This window comes from Vibrio chagasii (assembly GCF_024347355.1).
Taxonomy (GTDB): Bacteria; Pseudomonadota; Gammaproteobacteria; order Enterobacterales; family Vibrionaceae; genus Vibrio; species Vibrio chagasii.
The window spans coordinates 53,865-70,293 of record NZ_AP025465.1 but is presented as its reverse complement, the minus strand read 5'-3'; the positions used below and the strand labels follow the sequence as shown (position 1 = coordinate 70,293).

The window sequence follows — 16,429 nt, the reverse complement described above, 5'->3', positions numbered from 1 at the left end:
CGGATTCTGAAGCCTTTTGAGGATCGGTCAAATGATCTCACAAATTTCTTAACTGATCGGTATTACTCACAAGGAGGCTCTTTTTACATTCTGACCAGCACAATATTACGCGCTGATACCTGCATGGCGCAGCATCGCGTCGATTTGCGGCTCACGACCACGGAAGCGTTTGAACAGCTCCATTGGCTCTTCACTGCCACCCATTTCTAGGATGTTATTCAGGAAGCGATTACCCGTTTCAGTGTTGAAGATACCCTCTTCTTCAAATGCTGAGAACGCATCTGCCGATAGCACTTCAGCCCATAGGTAGCTGTAGTAACCCGCGCTGTAACCACCAGCGAAGATATGGCTGAAGCTGTGCGAGAAACGGTTCCAATCAAGGCTTGGTAGTACCGCCACTTTAGACTTCACGTCAGCCAGTGTTTCAAGTACGCGCGCGCCCACTTCTGGGTCGTAAGTAGTGTGTAGCGTAAAGTCGAACAGGCCGAATTCTAGCTGACGCAAAATAAACATCGCTGATTGGAAGTTCTTCGCCGCTAGCATCTTCTCTAGCATCTCTTTTGGTAGCGCTTCACCGGTCTCGAAATGACCAGAGATGAACGCCAATGCCTCTTCTTCCCAACACCAGTTTTCTAGGAACTGACTTGGCAACTCAACTGCATCCCAAGGCACACCATTGATACCGGCAACCGCGCCTGCTTCTACTTGAGTCAGCATATGGTGGATACCATGGCCAAACTCGTGGAACAGAGTCACAACTTCATCGTGGGTAAACAATGCTGGCTTGTCGCCAACCGGTTTATTGAAGTTACACGTTAGGTAAGCAACTGGCGTTTGTAGTTCACCAGCAGCGGTAATACGACGACCACGGCAGTCGTCCATCCATGCTCCGCCACGCTTGTGTTCACGAGCGTATAAATCTAAGTAGAAACTGCCACGCAATGTTTCATTAGCATCAAAGATATCAAAGAAGCGTACCGACTCATGCCATGTATCGACACCTTCTCGCTCTTTCACTGTCATACCAAATACACGATTCAGTACTTCAAACAAACCCGATACCGCTTTCGATTCAGGGAAGTAAGGACGCAGCTCTTCATCTGAGATTTGGAAAAGGTGCTGTTTCTGTTTTTCGCTGTAGTAAGGGATATCCCAAAGTTCTAGCTCAGACACACCAAACTCTTTTTCAGCGAACTGGCGCAGCTCTTCCACCTCACGCTCACCTTGAGGTTTTGCTTTCACCGCTAAATCATTTAAGAAGCCCAGAACCTGATCTGGCGTCTCTGCCATTTTGGTTGCCAGAGACTTCTCGCTGTAAGTGCCAAAGCCAAGCATACGCGCGATCTCGTGACGCAGTTTAAGCTGCTCAGTGATGATCTCAGTGTTGTCCCACTTGCCTGCGTTTGGACCACGGTCTGAAGCGCGAGTAACGTAAGCTTCGTACAGCTCTTTACGCAGCTCTTGGTTATCACAGTAGGTCATTACTGGTAGGTACGACGGGATATCTAAAGTCAGCAGGTAACCTTCTTGCTCTTTAGCCTCTGCCGCCGCTTTTGCCGCCGCCAGTGCTGATTCAGGCATGCCTACCAACTCAGCAACATCAGTGACCTGCTTGCTCCAACCCATGGTTGCATCAAGTACATTATTTGAGAATTGAGAACCCAGCTCAGACTGACGCTTGCTGATCTCACCATAGCGGTGCTGCTCGTCAGCGGGTAAACCAATGCCTGATAGTTCGAAATCACGCAGTGCATCGGTAATTGTTTTTTGTTGAGCACGATTTAATCCAGAGAACGCTTCGCTCGCCTTGATCGCTTTATACGCTTCAAACAGACCTTTGTGTTGACCAACCCAAGTGCCGTACTCAGACAGCAGAGGTAAACAGCTTTCATACGCTTCACGCAGCTCGTCGCTGTTCACAACCGAGTTCATGTGGCTTACTGGTGACCAAACACGGCCTAAACGATCATCCACTTCTTCAATTGGAGCAACTAAGTTGTCCCAGCTTGGTGAAGTATTACCTTCAAGTACTTGTTCTATCTTGTTGCGACACGCTTCAATCACTTGCTCAACCGCTGGCTTAACATGCTCAGGTTTGATTTGTGAAAACGGAGGTAAGTCCGTGAAGGTTAATAGCGGATTAGACATATAAACATTCCTTTGGCGTTAGAGACTTTCGTCTTTTTTGTAATGAGGTCGTCTTACAGTCATCAGGCTAAGCAGCGCCCTAAAAAATCACCTGCGAATAGTTATTAAATAGTGCCCATAAAGGCAAATTTCAATAGTAGAACCAATAACTAACTGCAGATAGCTGACGACTGTCCCTGAATTGTTCGAGAATTTATGGTCCATTGAGGGTTATAATAATCAGATTAACCCACCTACACTAACCACACTCTAAAACGAGAGTGTTACGAGAGTTTAATTTGTTAAGTTATCGCCACAGCTTCCACGCAGGTAACCATGCCGACGTAGTAAAGCATATCGTACAGAGCCTTATTCTTAATTCTTTGAAACAGAAGGATAAGCCTTTTGTTTACCATGACACTCACTCTGGTGTAGGTCGTTACGACTTAACGCATGAATGGTCTGAAAAAACCGGTGAATACAAACAAGGTATCGCTCGCGTCTGGGAACAGCAAAACCTTCCTGAAGACATTCAAAGCTACCTTGAGTCTATCTCAACACTAAACAACGGCGACAAGCTGCGCTACTACCCAGGTTCACCACGTGTTGCACGTGCTCACCTGCGTGACCAGGACCGTATGGTACTGACCGAGCTTCACCCAGCTGACCACCCGCTGCTTGAGCAAGAGTTCCACCGCGATCGTCAGGTATCGATCTACAAAGAAGATGGCTTTAAGCGTCTAAAAGCAAGCCTGCCGCCAAAAGAGCGCCGTGGCTTAGTACTGATCGACCCACCGTACGAACTTGCAAAAGAGTACCGTGATGTAGTGACCGCCATTGCTCAAAGCCATAAACGCTGGGCAACGGGTATCTACGCAATTTGGTACCCAGTAGTGAACCGTTGTGACATCGAAGACATGATCGAAGGCTTAGAAAGCTTGGGCATCAACAAGATTCTACAGATCGAGCTTGGTGTATCACCAGACACCAACGAGCGTGGCATGACAGCATCAGGCATGATTGTTATCAACCCACCCTGGAAACTAGAAAGCCAAATGAACGAGATTCTTCCATTCTTGAAGGAAGCAATTGCTCCAGCAACCGGTCACTACAAAGTAGAGTGGATCGTACCTGAGTAACCTCGATACCACATTGAAGCTCAAAGAGCAGTCAAAAGACTGTGATGTGGACGAATAAATTTAAAACAGGGAGATTGAGTTCAACCAATCTGCCCTCAATATAATAATTAGACAATTTTAGAATCTATAGGACGTAGGTATCCAGTGTGCTCACTGTGACTACAACCCTCAATAAATGGAGAAAGTAATGGCGACTCATTTTGATTACATCTGTATCGGTGGCGGCAGCGGCGGCATCGCATCAGCAAACCGCGCGGCAATGCACGGTGCAAAAGTTGCACTTATCGAAGCTCAGGACCTTGGTGGTACTTGTGTAAACGTTGGTTGTGTTCCTAAAAAGGTAATGTGGCACGGCGCTCAAGTCGCTGAAGCGATCAACCTATACTCTGAAGACTACGGCTTTGATGTTGAAGTGAAGAAGTTCAACTGGAGCAAACTGATTGAGAACCGCCAAGCGTACATTGGTCGTATCCACCAATCTTACGATCGCGTACTTGGTAACAACAAGGTAAACGTAATCAAAGGTTTTGCTAAGTTCGTTGACGAAAAGACAGTTGAAGTAAACGGTGAACACTACACAGCTGATCATATCCTGATCGCGGTAGGTGGTCGTCCAACGATTCCAAACATCCCAGGTGCAGAATACGGCATCGATTCAAATGGCTTCTTCGAACTAATGGAGCAGCCAAAACGCGTTGCGGTTATCGGTGCAGGCTACATCGCAGTTGAGATCGCAGGCGTACTAAGCGCACTTGGTACAGAAACACACCTGTTCTGCCGTAAAGAGTCTCCGCTACGTAGCTTCGACCCAATGATCGTTGAGACATTGGTTGAGGTAATGGAAGCAGAAGGTCCAACACTTCACACGCACTCAGTGCCTAAAGAAGTTGTGAAAGAAGCGGACGGCACACTGACTCTACACCTAGAGAATGGCAACACTCAAAACGTTGACCACCTAATCTGGGCTATCGGCCGTCACCCAGCGACTGACGCTATCAACCTAGCATCAACTGGCGTGGAGACAAACGACCGTGGCTACATCAAGGTAGACGAATTCCAAGCGACTAACGTTCCTGGCATCTACTGTGTTGGTGACATCATGGAAGGCGGTATCGAGCTAACTCCTGTAGCGGTTAAAGCAGGTCGTCAGCTTTCTGAGCGCCTATTCAACGGCCAAACTAACGCGAAAATGGACTACAACCTAGTTCCTACTGTTGTATTCAGCCACCCACCTATCGGCACAATCGGTCTAACGACTCAAGAAGCTGAAGAGAAGTACGGCAAAGACAATATCAAGGTTTATACATCAGGCTTCACTGCGATGTACACAGCCGTAACCAAGCACCGTCAACCTTGTAAGATGAAACTAGTATGTGCTGGCGAAGAAGAGACTGTCGTTGGTCTACACGGCATCGGCTTCACGGTTGATGAGATGATTCAAGGCTTCGGCGTTGCAATGAAGATGGGCGCAACCAAAGCAGACTTCGACTCTGTTGTGGCAATTCACCCAACAGGCAGCGAAGAATTCGTTACTATGCGTTAATCAACACCTTTATTTGATACTTTTAAAAAGCAGTCCTTGGGACTGCTTTTTTTATGCCCGCTTTGAACCTTGGTTCTCGATTCGACGTAACACAAATATCCACCTAACTAGAAAATGGAGTTTGTGATGAATCTACTAATTGAATCATTTGAAGGCGGAATTTACTTAGCTTACCAAGTCGTTGGCGAGCAAAAGCGGTTAATTAAAGACGACCACCAGCACCCGATGAAGTTTTTGAGTGTCAATCAAGCGCGTGACCACTTTAGTGATCAAGGCATATCGTCAGCAACACTGATACATAACAGCGCTTACGATGAGATGTGTGGGGAGCACTGTGGCAGTACACAACCATTCGAAATTGATTTGAAGTGGAGTTGAATGGCTTTTATGTTTCTTTATCAATAGAAAGGCTTGCACATCGGCAAGCCTTTTTCTTTAGTGGCTTAACGCGCCATGCGTTTTTGCCTACGCTTAATATTCTGTTCTTTCACCATGAAATCAAATAGCGGAGCAAACAGGTTCGCAAACAAGATAGCGAGCATGATGCCCTCTGGGTAGGCAGGGTTAAGAACTCGAATACCGACCGTCATCACGCCTATCAGAATCCCGTAAGCCCATTTACTATTATTGGTGAACGCTGCAGATACCGGGTCGGTCGCCATGAAGAAGGTACCAAACGCGACACCACCTAATACAAAGTGCCAGTAAAACGGCATCGAAAACATTGAGTTAGTATCCGATCCAATCCAGTTCAGTAGACTCGACGTCACTACAAGGCCAACAATCACACCAGCCACAATACGCCAAGACGCTATCTTCATGACAATCAGAATCACACCAGTTAACATGATGAGCAGTGAAGACACTTCCCCCATCGAGCCCGGGATATTACCAATAAAGGCATCCATCCAAGTGATGGCCTCACCTGTCATGTTATTGATCAGCGATGAGCCACCACCTTCATACCATTGGCTGAGCGGTGTAGCTCCTGAGTAGCCGTCAGCGGCAACCCATACCAAGCCACCGGACATGTTAGCGGGATAGGCAAAGTAGAGGAACGCTCGACCCGCTAATGCAGGGTTGAGGAAGTTTCGCCCTGTACCACCAAACAACTCTTTGGCAACGACAATACCAAAGGTTATGCCCAAGGCTGCTTGCCATAATGGGATAGTTGGCGGAAGAATAAGTGCGAACAGTACTGAGCTTACAAAAAAGCCTTCATTCACTTCGTGTTTTCTTACAACGGCAAATAAAACTTCCCAGAAGCCCCCGACCACAAATACGGTGGCATAAACAGGTAAGAAGTAGAGCGCCCCCAAAAACATCTGGCTTCCCCAGCCGCTTGCTACTAACGACGGTGCATCACCAAACGCCCACGATAAGCGCCAACTACTATCGATGATAGAAGCAAGCTCGGCACCGGAATAGGTAGCGGTTAACCCCATCACGGATTGATGACCTACGTTGTACATACCCCAAAACATAGCGGGGAAAGTGGCTAACCACACCAGAATCATAATCCGTTTTAGGTCAATACTATCTCGGACATGAGTTATACCTCGGTTCACATTCCCTGGCGTGTAAAATATGGTCGCAAATGCCTCATACACTGGGTAGAGCTTTTCGTACTTACCCCCAGCTTCAAATTGAGGGGAAATGCCCTCTATCCACGTCTTCAATTTCATATCTTTGTAACCTCATTTCAGTGATTCACTAACAGTACGAAACAAACCGTGTTTGAGAACAATTTAGATAAACCCCACCAATAATAAAATCCTCATACATTCACCCAGCTTTAGCTTTTGAGATAGAAAAAACAGGGCTCAAATTTGGGGAAAAGATCGCACGCTGGAATTTTCACCCTTCTTCTCAAAAATGCGGATCATGCACTCATTTTTTCATATGTAATTGATAAAAATGCCGAAAAAACATCGAAAAATCTTATAGAATGCTCGCATAATAAAGATATAAAAAAGATCAGTTGTGCAAAAACAAAGCAGTGGCTCCACTGAGGTTTTCTATCACCTCATGGATCTGTCAGATAAAGAAAAAAGTCTTTACCTAGAGCGATTAAAGGCTGAACAACCCGGCTTATACCAACAAGTTCTTCCACTTATAAACGAAGAACCCTCAGAGCAGATCACATCACTGTTCGGCTTCCACGCACAGCGAGTAACCGAAACAGAGCTCGACCTCACCAATACCCTAGTAGACAAGTACCAGATTTCTCATGAGCTGGGTCGCGGTGGTATGGGAGTCGTTTATGCTGCGAGCCGAGCAGACAGAACCTTTGAACAAGATTTAGCGGTGAAATTCATTCAGCCCGCTCTCTCACATATCCTCGGTGAACACGCTCTGTTTCAAGAGGCGCAACTGCTTGCTCACCTCAACCACCCTTGTATCGCCAAAGTGTTCGATGGTGGGGTCTATGAGGAGTCGGTCTACATCGTCATGGAGCGTGTAGAGGGAGAGACGCTCTCGCTGCACTTGCAGAATCGTTCTTTGAATGAAAAGCAAAAGCTCAACCTATTTAAAGAGATCTGTTCTGCTATCGAACACGCACACCAAAAACAGGTACTGCACGCCGATCTCAAACCAGAAAACATCCTAATTGATCCACTAAGCTCACCTAAGATTCTGGATTTCAACCTGACTCAAAAGGTTAAGCAGCCAGTTCCAAACAAAAACACCGACGTATCTCTGCTCACAGCCTATAGCAAGGCTTACGCAAGCCCAGAACAAGCTGCAGGGCAATTTCTGACTCAGCAAAGTGACATCTATTCTCTGGGTAAAATCCTGGCATTGATCTTTGACTCTTCATCTAACTTGGATATCGACCTTATTGTTGAAAAGGCGACACACCATGAGCCTTATCGACGCTATACCAGCGTGAGTGAGTTGCGCCAAGATATTGTGCGCATGTTGGAGTGCCGACCTATTTCACTCCGAGAGAAACACCCACTCCATACTCTATCTAAGCTACTGAAGCGTCGCCCAGTACAGAGTGCCCTGACCATTCTGTTATTAATTTCAGGCGCTACCTTCTCGACAACGATCTTCAACAAGAACCTGCAACTGCAAAAAGAGAAGCAGGTTGCCGAGGAGATGATGTACGAGGTAACAAGCCTGCTGTTTCATGCTAAGGGCAGTAATGCCGCCAAAATGTCGGTAGGTACCATGCTCGAACTCACAAGACGTCGAATATTATCGAACCCAGATTTACCCAAAGACGTTAAGCAAAAAATGCTATTGGCGATGCTAACGCCTGCGCCAGAAAAATCCGTGACTAATAAAAATAAATCAAGTTCATCTAGTAACTGATTATGAAAAAAGCTCTCTTATCTTTTATTGCAACGTGCGCTTTGAGCTTAAACGTGCACGCTGATGCTAACCAACCTCTGACTGGGTACTTTATCGATTCACCAGTTTCGGGTCTCTACTACGAGACCAGCTCAAACCTCTCTGGCACCACAGATAAAGGGGCATTCCAATACAACTCAGGTGATATCGTGAGTTTCTTTATTGGCACCGATAGTTCGGGCTACCTACTGACTACCCTATCCGGCCAAGAAGTCATTACGCCAACGTTATCATCGACGCGACCAAGTCGCAGCATCAATATGACGCGATTATTATTGTCATTAGATGACACGCCAGAGCACCGCGATGAGATTATCTTAGCCAGTAAGGTGTTGTCGGATGTCGAGTTTCAAAAGAAACTTAAAAACCTAGATTTAAGCTACCTAGATGACCAAGACCTAGGGATCGATTTGATTTCAGTTAAGGAAGCGGCTGAACACCTGAATAAGAGTCAGGAATACATCAAGGATAAGTTTGCATCTGAAGAGATCATCTTCTCTCCAAGAGGCAAAGTGCTGCATAACATCATCATCGCCAAAAAAGATCACGCGGGAAGAGCCTGCTTCTACGATTTAGCTCATCAGGCTAACCCAAAATATAAGGGGCCAATTGGGGAGTTAAGCTACCAGATTACCGACACTGAGCTGATTCTATTCCCAGGAACGGGCGACTATTTTAAAGGTTGTAATCTACTTCCTTACCACGCACCTCAAGAGATCACTCGCGAACCAATTGGCGATGGCTGGACGGGGTTTACTAGTTGCGCACAAACGGGCTGTACCCGCCACGATCTAAGTGGGTTCTCAATCGAAGACTACAACGATGAAGGTGACTGGAAGTATCGCACTGTTGCTTTGGATTTCGATACCGAGACCGAACTCTTAATGGAAAAAACTCAGGGATTAGGTCAGAAAGAGCACATTCGTCATGCTAATAAGGGAGAGATGACCTGGTTCACCTACACCAATGAACGGGGTAACCACATTCCTTATGAAGGCATCTGGCAACATACCCAATACCAGCACGCGGACATCATCACAGAGTGCCTCCTGGTAAAGGACAAACGCATTCTGTTAGAGCCTAGCGAATCCGAAACCTGCTCGACAAACCACCAGCAATACACACAAGATGTGACGGAAAAGTTTGGCGACATGTGGTGGTTGAGCAATCCAGATCCTACGGCATCCCTCGCGCAGATGAATGTTGTAGTTCGTTGGTACGACTCGGTACCTCAACAACATTTCACAGCCTGGGAATACCTACCTGCAGGCAAAAACTGGGACCAAGGCATCCTCTACAGGTTCAAACAAAAAATTTCGCTAAATCCAGATAAATCTCATAATATCAGCACCCTATCTGTTTCTGAGTTTACCAAAGTGAGGTCTAACAACTAATGGCAACTTCAACTCCAGATATCACACAGATCATCCACCAGTGGCAATCCGGCGACAAAAGCGCCGAAGCAGACCTGTACCAATTCGCTTACTTACAACTTCGTCAAATCGCTCAACAGGAGCGCACTCGTAGCGCACAGAAGTACGGCACTGATAACCAAGTGCTGAGCGACAGCATGAACAGCACCACTGCATTAATTCACGACGCCTATCTGAAAATCTCGTCTTCAGACCTGCAATCGATCGAGAACAAAAAAGATTTCTTTTTGATGGCGGCTAAGGTGATGCGCCAGATTCTTATCGATAACGCCCGCCACCTACAGGCGCAAAAACGTCAGCAAATGACCATAATTAGCAACCAAGATAGCGACAAGTTTGAGCAGTTCATGATGATGGACAAAGCCATCGACAACTTTAGCATTCACTACCCTCGTCAATCTCAGGCGCTAAAGCTCAAATATCTAATGGGCATGCGAAACCGTGAAATCAGCGAGCTACTTGAGTGCAGCGCAAGCTTGATCGAGAAAGACCTCAAATTCTCGCGTTGTTGGTTGCGAAGCAAACTGGCTTAACATGAAAAAGCATCTCTGTATCTTGGTTGTCTCTGGCTGCGGAGCCTTCGTTCTGCTACCACATTGGCTTTCTTCTGAAGAAGTGAATACACCCCGTCTAATCCGAGGTGACTCGTTACTTTCAGTCAAACAAACTGCCTCTTCAGGACCGCAGGCCGCCGTGAACGAGCAGCCTACGCAAAGTCGTACCTCATCAACGAGATTGATAAAAAGTAAGGCCGATCCAACTCTTTCAGAGGTTTCATTCCCAGCAGCTACATTCGAAAGCCAAACGGATCGATTTGAGGATCCAACTGAGAAATTTTACAGCGATACCGAAACCTTGATTGTCGCTGACGACAAAGACCGCGCAGATCGCAATCAGAAACCACAAGTAAACCCAGCTGTACAACAAAGTATTCAACACGAAATCAATCAATGGTCCCTTACCGAAAACTCTCCGATTAACTACTCGATTGATGTTACCGGCCTATTTGAAGACCCTGATAGTGACTTACTGACGACACAGATTGCCGTCAATCATCCGAAATTTTCGGTTTCAAATCTCGGCGGGCTAACAAGCGTCCAAGGTACCCCGAAAATTAAAGAAGCGCCCACTCAGCTGATTGCTCGCGCTAAAGATGATTACCACGGCTCAGAAGAGAATGCCTGGGTTACCACCAGCTTTTCACTTCCTTCAATGTCTTCAAGTTTAGAGGAAGATGACGTACACCCTTTGATTGGGGAAACTTGGTATCGACTAGAGACCAACCACCAATTTGCAGGTAAGACATACAACTATGAAAAGGTCTACTGCGAGGCGTTTAAGTTCATCAATGACGAAGTATTCTTTGCTTCTTCAAGCAACTTAACTACCTGCCCGAACGAGCACAATCTGCGTAACGTTGGAGGGTATCATGTTGATGGCGATACCTTAGTTGTCTCTAGTAATCTGTCTATTTTTGACACTGACATGCGCTGGACAATTTTAGAGACCTACCCAAGTCACCCTACGTTCACAACTGCTCATGTAACGCAAGTTAAAATGGGTAATGAGTATGAAACCTATACGGTGGCCTCGAAAGTTCAAATAGAGCAGCGCATAAACACCGTAACGGGTTTAGAAGCGCTACAAATAACTAAGCAGGACTACATGTATCTTGCCAACGACGGTCGGTACTATCTTGGGCGTTATGGCATGCACCTAAGCAACTATCAACAAACCAACCCCAATTGGCCCGATGAGATGGATGGCGACTTAAATGTGCAGTCTTACAACACAACGGTTGTTTGTGAAGATTTGTTCCACAAATTTGATCACTACTCAGTTGGTGGACAAGGGGTATACGGCGACATCATCGGTCAAACCGTCGGCAAAAACTTCGAACCGATCAAGTGTGACGAACGTCCTCTAGGTCACCTTCAATACTCTTTCTTTGATGTTGATTTCTTGGAATTCGATGAGTTTAAACATGGCGAGGTATTTAGCATTATACTCCGCCCTAAGAAGGAGTGGCGTCATAAGGTTGAAGAGATGAAACTCAATGTTCGATATCTAGACCCTGACTTTTAAAGTCGCCATAACGCAGACAAGCCGATACTGAGCATAGCAGTATCGGCTTACAATCACTAAATACCAGTAAATATTGATTTATATAGCAATATAACCTTAATAAACTCCCGACCACTATTATTAAGATGATCAATACAACACGCAAAAATGAAATAAACTTTACGGATTTATTATTACTTTACGTGCATTGAAACATAACCCACATCCAAGTAAAACATTCAGCAAATTTATATTAGCTCAACTAATGAAATAAGTAGGCTTACATAGAGCCTCCCCCTCAAAAAAAGGATATGGAAGAATGAAGAAGATGAGTTTACTGGCCGCTTCAGTGGCCTTAGCTCTTACTGGCTGTGGTTCAGATAGCAATAATTCAGGAACAACATCAAATGGCGATAGTTCAGGCTCAGCTTCGGGGGGGAATAGTTCAGGTAAAGCTCCCAGTGGTGTAGTGATTACCGCTATCGATGGCTACCTACAAAATGCTGAAGTGTGGGTTGATACAGATGGCAACTTCAAGCTTGACCCTTCTGATAAAAAGCTAAATGATAAGACTGATGAAGAGGGTCAGTTTATTCTGCCAAATGAGTACAAAGATAGCGTTGTATTTATCAAAGCAATCGAAGATAAGACAAACGATAAAACACGCGGCCTAGTTACAGACAGCTTCGAACTGGCTACGACTGCGGGTTCAACCATCATCAACCCAATGACAAATATGGTCATTGAACAACTTGAAGGGGCAAAAGCTGCTGGTACTGAACTGACTCGAGAACAAGCTGAAGCGAAGGTTTTACAATCAGTAATGGCTTCTGGCTTAACTGTCTCTAAAGAGCTGCTCTTTGGTGACTACATTGCAGATGACTCCGAGCAAGCACAGGCACTGAACGCTATCGGTGAAACACTGGTTGATTACTCAGATTTAACGATCGAACAGCAACTAGAACTGACTGAAGCTGTGGCAGTAAAAGCTCAAGCTATCATTGTTGATCCTTCACAAAAGATTGATGATTTCTCCCCAACGGTTAATGTTCCTGCCGATGGTAACCGAATCACGGTAACCCCTAACTCTCGTCCTGTTGATAGTGAAAATGTTGTATTGAAAGATATTACTCTCGCTCCTTCAGATGCTTGGTTAGACCTAGATGCTTCTACTCTTTTCCAAGATGCGGAAGGCGATAGATTAACGTTCAAACTCAAAGAGCTAGCCAACGACCTCAATGGGCTAGTGATCGATAGCAATACTGGCATTATCAGTGGTGATCTTACTAAGGCTGGCACTTACAATTACCAAATCTTCGCAAAAGATGAGCATGGCGCACTGTCATACCCACTGCACCTTAAAGTCATTAAGTTAGCTGAGAACCTAGCTCCAGAAGTCGTCGATGAAGAAAAAGTAAGACTACAAAGTGTCATTGATGGCTGGCAACCTCAAGAAGGTGAAGTCTTCAACCAAACTCTCGATCTATCAGGCTTATTTAACGATGCTGATGGTGACATCGTTAAATACCGCTCTGGTGCTCTGACTGTTGATGGGTTAACCATTACCCCAAAGGAAGACACAAATTCAATCGTTACTATTTCGGGCACACCAAGTAAGTCATACCCAGCAGGGCAAACTTTCAATGTCGGTGGCGTTGATGATGATAACGAACCAACCTACGTGACATTTACGTTACCTGAAGTATTGGAAGGCTACACTCCACCTGAGACTCACCCTTTAGAAGGTAAAACTTGGTATTACCTTGAAGAAGGTCACTCAAATGGAAGTGATGAAAGTGGACCAAGCCGTGTTTGGTGTGACACTGTTCTTTTCAAAGATGGCAATGTTTATCAAAATAAAAGAACTGTTGAAAACAAAACCGAATGTACAGCAGAAGCTGATATTCAGATAGGTACGTATTCTATCAAAGACGATCTGTTGGAAGCCAAATATGAAGTGGGCGATGAGGGTGGTATCATCACTTATGATGTGAAAAATGATTACGATAGCGATGCAATATCAAATGGCTCAAAGGCAGTAGTTCATACCGAGGATAATAAATCAAGTCGTTACACTTGGTTTAAGAATGAGCTGGATGCTGAGAAACGTATTCAAGTATTATCAAGCGATAGCTCTGATGTTAGAGACGCAGCTATCTATTGGCCAACATCTCAAGAAGATAAATTCACACTGACCTCTACCACCCTTCAAATGGATGTAGCTAATGGCTCTGGTAATTCTCATGATTATATTAAAGTGTGGATGAATGGTATTAGCTGTGATGGTCTATTTGAAGGTCAGGATGGTGATGAGGCTATGTTTGAAAGATTTATGGTGACTTTTGACGATAGCCCAAATGGTATCTACGCGAACAATAACTCTTGTTTCACAGTTGACGAAGATGGAACACCAAGCGCAGTGATATCATTCTTATTCAATTATGATAACAATTACCGTCTTGAGCAAGATAAAACATACAGCATCATGGGTTATATATCAGATAGTTGGAGTGAATACATTACCGATATCCGCTTCAACATGACTTGGGATGGTAAGTCTAATCACGAGTAATATTCATCCCCCCAAACAAAAACCCCAGCACAGCGCTGGGGTTTCTTTTATCAAAACCTTCTAGTCTATGAGAGCCCAGGTATGATTGAAGCTAATTCACACACATCACGTTAAGTAATGAAGAGCCTTTGAGTTGGTTTACGTTACCATTGGTGAACAGGCCTTTCTTATCCGCTCCCCAATAAGGTAGGTGCATTGGCCAATTCTGATTTTCCATCACTCTTGAGCCGAGGATGCTCTGCCATTGCTTTTCAGTCATCAGCTTCATGTTGATCTTATTACATACCAGCTCTGCGCTGCCATAATCCAAACGACTCCAAGGCTTACCTTGCTCCATGTAGAACTGCTGCTCATGGTCTAGCAAGTAAGGGATCGCATATTGGCTACCGGCAACATTTGCCGTCACGCGAACTTCAATCTCTAGATCGTTATCTGAATTCTTGTCACCACTTGGCAGTGCCTGAATGGCAGCCGCACTCGTCACTGCTGCCGCTGGCTTGGCTGCTACGGGTTTCGCCGCAGGCTTAGTTGCAGGTTTTACTGGAGCCTTAACCGGTGTCGGTTTTGCTGCTTTAGGCTCGGCCGCTTTTGCCACGATAGGTTGTGATGAGGTCTTCGACTTATCAACCATACGAATAAAGGCTTCGCCATAACCTGGCACCTTACGAACCTGAGCTAGATCTTTTCTCGCATCTGAAAATGTAGAGTAAGGACCAATCAAACAACGATAATCACCACCCTCAGGTTTCATCCATACGTTGGTCGAAATTTTGCCGTAAAGAGGTTTTGCTTGGCTCAGTGACAAAGGCTTGTTCAGCAGGCCACATTGAACCCAAAACAGCTCATTATCTGAATGACGCTTAGGCGCTTTATTACCCCAAACACCCTTACCGATCGGACATGATTGCTCTAGCTGTGGTAATTGATTAGTACTTGCCTGAGTAGCATCACATAAAACCGATTCTGCATTGACTTGGCTCGATACCAAGAGGGATGCAGCAATAAGACCCATACGATAATTTCTAATCACAGCGCGACATACATCATTCATTGTCAATTTCATAACCACCACTTAAACCCTCACGGGTTAATTGTTACCGAATTAATGTCGATAAAACACGAATTCCATTTTAAGTATTATTGACACTATCAATGATACTTAGTTCAAGATCCATTAAGCAAAAAAAGAGCCGTAATTGCTTACGGCTCTTAGTTTAGTGATTTTTTTTACTAAAAATCAAACCAAGCTATCACCCTTTATAAATTTTAGGGTTAAACACGTCACGTAACCAGTCACCCAGTAGGTTGATCACCAGTACTAGCGTCACCAATACGACACCAGGGAAGGCTGTAATCCACCACGCACCAGAGAAAATGTAGTTAAAACCAGTACTGATTAGTGCACCTAGTGACGGTTGGTCTACCGGTAGGCCCAAACCTAGGAAAGAAAGTGCCGCTTCTGACATGATGGCATTTGCCACCTGTACCGTAGAGATAACCAAAATTGGCGATAAACAGTTTGGTAGAATATGACGGAACATGATGCGCGGAGCTCTGAAGCCCATCACGCGTGCTGCTTCTACATACTCTTTCTTCTTCTCAGCCAATACCGATGCACGAATCGTACGAGCATACTGCGGCCATTCAGCAATACCGATGATCACCACCAGCATCACTACCGCATATTGCGCGTAGAAGTCACTACCGAAGCTCGCCTTAAAGATAGCCGAGACAATGATCGCAACCATCATGGTGGAGAACGAGAGCTGAACATCAGCAAAACGCATCAAGAAGCTATCGATACGACCACCGAAGTAACCCGCAGATAGACCAATGATGATACCTAGGGTCAGCTGTAGACCAACGGCTAGGAAACCAATCGTCAGTGATAAGCGAGAACCGTAAAGCATGGTCGATAGAATGTCACGACCCTGTTCATCCGTACCCAGTAGGAAACGCTCTTCGCCATCTTCCATCCAAGACGGTGGTAGCTCAGAGTCCATGATGTCGATAGACGTCACGTCATACGGGTCTGTTGGCGCTAGAACAGGTGCCGCCAATGCCATCACTAAGAAAGCAGTGAAAACAGCAAAGCTGAACATTGCCACTTTGTCACGCAAGAAGTAGTACAAAATGTCTGACTGCTTAAATCGCTCCCAACGAGATGGAGCTGTTGTTGTTTGTTCCATGA

General features: G+C 45.4%; 12 protein-coding genes. 8 read left to right on the top strand and 4 right to left on the bottom strand.

Features of this window, described 5'->3' with window-relative positions:
• Window positions 1-105: 105 nt before the first annotated feature.
• A complete protein-coding gene (gene prlC / locus OCV52_RS00300; RefSeq protein WP_137408749.1) occupies window positions 106-2,148 on the bottom strand; it encodes an oligopeptidase A in 2,043 nt (680 codons plus the stop codon).
• Window positions 2,149-2,426: 278 nt separating this feature from the next.
• Here prlC and OCV52_RS00295 point away from each other — a divergent pair, with 278 nt between their 5' ends.
• From OCV52_RS00295 to OCV52_RS00285, 3 genes are all read left to right on the top strand, one after another.
• A complete protein-coding gene (locus OCV52_RS00295; protein WP_004740945.1) occupies window positions 2,427-3,266 on the top strand; it encodes a 23S rRNA (adenine(2030)-N(6))-methyltransferase RlmJ in 840 nt (279 codons plus the stop codon).
• A 187-nt stretch (window positions 3,267-3,453) separates the two neighbouring features.
• Window positions 3,454-4,809, top strand: a complete 1,356-nt coding sequence (gorA, locus tag OCV52_RS00290; RefSeq protein ID WP_004740943.1) for a glutathione-disulfide reductase — start codon at window positions 3,454-3,456, stop codon at window positions 4,807-4,809.
• A gap of 126 nt (window positions 4,810-4,935) precedes the next feature.
• Complete coding sequence (locus OCV52_RS00285; RefSeq protein WP_004740941.1) at window positions 4,936-5,187, top strand: DUF6482 family protein; 252 nt, start codon at window positions 4,936-4,938, stop codon at window positions 5,185-5,187.
• Between the two features lie 65 nt (window positions 5,188-5,252).
• Here OCV52_RS00285 and OCV52_RS00280 read toward each other — a convergent pair whose 3' ends face one another.
• Window positions 5,253-6,494 carry an NADH:ubiquinone reductase (Na(+)-transporting) subunit B gene (locus OCV52_RS00280; RefSeq protein ID WP_137408748.1) on the bottom strand — a complete coding sequence of 414 codons (1,242 nt, stop codon included), beginning with the start codon at window positions 6,492-6,494 and terminating at the stop codon, window positions 5,253-5,255.
• A 343-nt stretch (window positions 6,495-6,837) separates the two neighbouring features.
• On the opposite strand from OCV52_RS00280, the gene OCV52_RS00275 reads away from it, so the two are divergent.
• The 5 genes from OCV52_RS00275 to OCV52_RS00255 all read left to right on the top strand — a co-directional run bounded on the left by OCV52_RS00275 (window position 6,838) and on the right by OCV52_RS00255 (window position 14,238).
• Entirely contained in the window at window positions 6,838-8,130 is a 1,293-nt protein-coding gene (locus tag OCV52_RS00275; RefSeq protein WP_170222471.1) for a serine/threonine-protein kinase, read from the top strand.
• Between the two features lie 2 nt (window positions 8,131-8,132).
• Window positions 8,133-9,563: a chromosome partitioning protein ParA gene (locus OCV52_RS00270; protein ID WP_137408746.1), complete on the top strand. Its 1,431-nt coding sequence runs from the start codon at window positions 8,133-8,135 to the stop codon at window positions 9,561-9,563.
• Complete coding sequence (locus OCV52_RS00265; RefSeq protein ID WP_137408745.1) at window positions 9,563-10,135, top strand: ECF-type sigma factor; 573 nt, start codon at window positions 9,563-9,565, stop codon at window positions 10,133-10,135. Before OCV52_RS00270 ends, OCV52_RS00265 begins: the two co-directional genes overlap by 1 nt.
• 1 nt (window position 10,136) lies before the next feature.
• Window positions 10,137-11,687 carry a hypothetical protein gene (locus OCV52_RS00260; RefSeq protein ID WP_137408744.1) on the top strand — a complete coding sequence of 517 codons (1,551 nt, stop codon included), beginning with the start codon at window positions 10,137-10,139 and terminating at the stop codon, window positions 11,685-11,687.
• 298 nt (window positions 11,688-11,985) lie between these two features.
• Window positions 11,986-14,238 carry an Ig domain-containing protein gene (locus OCV52_RS00255; RefSeq protein ID WP_137408743.1) on the top strand — a complete coding sequence of 751 codons (2,253 nt, stop codon included), beginning with the start codon at window positions 11,986-11,988 and terminating at the stop codon, window positions 14,236-14,238.
• Between the two features lie 91 nt (window positions 14,239-14,329).
• Here OCV52_RS00255 and OCV52_RS00250 read toward each other — a convergent pair whose 3' ends face one another.
• Complete coding sequence (locus tag OCV52_RS00250) at window positions 14,330-15,301, bottom strand: SPOR domain-containing protein (RefSeq protein ID WP_137408742.1); 972 nt, start codon at window positions 15,299-15,301, stop codon at window positions 14,330-14,332.
• A gap of 187 nt (window positions 15,302-15,488) precedes the next feature.
• Window positions 15,489-16,427 (bottom strand): ABC transporter permease, encoded by a 939-nt coding sequence (locus tag OCV52_RS00245; protein WP_004740935.1) that lies wholly within the window; start codon window positions 16,425-16,427, stop codon window positions 15,489-15,491.
• Between the last annotated feature and the right edge of the window lie 2 nt (window positions 16,428-16,429).

Bases quoted from the DNA above. Each gene is read 5' to 3' on its own strand.
- prlC (WP_137408749.1), bottom strand. From the start codon at position 2,148: ATGTCTAATCCGCTATTAACCTTCACGGACTTACCTCCGTTTTCACAA.
- gorA (WP_004740943.1), top strand. From the start codon at position 3,454: ATGGCGACTCATTTTGATTACATCTGTATCGGTGGCGGCAGCGGCGGC.
- OCV52_RS00285 (WP_004740941.1), top strand. From the start codon at position 4,936: ATGAATCTACTAATTGAATCATTTGAAGGCGGAATTTACTTAGCTTAC.
- OCV52_RS00280 (WP_137408748.1), bottom strand. From the start codon at position 6,494: ATGAAATTGAAGACGTGGATAGAGGGCATTTCCCCTCAATTTGAAGCT.
- OCV52_RS00275 (WP_170222471.1), top strand. From the start codon at position 6,838: ATGGATCTGTCAGATAAAGAAAAAAGTCTTTACCTAGAGCGATTAAAG.
- OCV52_RS00270 (WP_137408746.1), top strand. From the start codon at position 8,133: ATGAAAAAAGCTCTCTTATCTTTTATTGCAACGTGCGCTTTGAGCTTA.
- OCV52_RS00265 (WP_137408745.1), top strand. From the start codon at position 9,563: ATGGCAACTTCAACTCCAGATATCACACAGATCATCCACCAGTGGCAA.
- OCV52_RS00260 (WP_137408744.1), top strand. From the start codon at position 10,137: ATGAAAAAGCATCTCTGTATCTTGGTTGTCTCTGGCTGCGGAGCCTTC.
- OCV52_RS00255 (WP_137408743.1), top strand. From the start codon at position 11,986: ATGAAGAAGATGAGTTTACTGGCCGCTTCAGTGGCCTTAGCTCTTACT.
- OCV52_RS00250 (WP_137408742.1), bottom strand. From the start codon at position 15,301: ATGAAATTGACAATGAATGATGTATGTCGCGCTGTGATTAGAAATTAT.
- OCV52_RS00245 (WP_004740935.1), bottom strand. From the start codon at position 16,427: ATGGAACAAACAACAACAGCTCCATCTCGTTGGGAGCGATTTAAGCAG.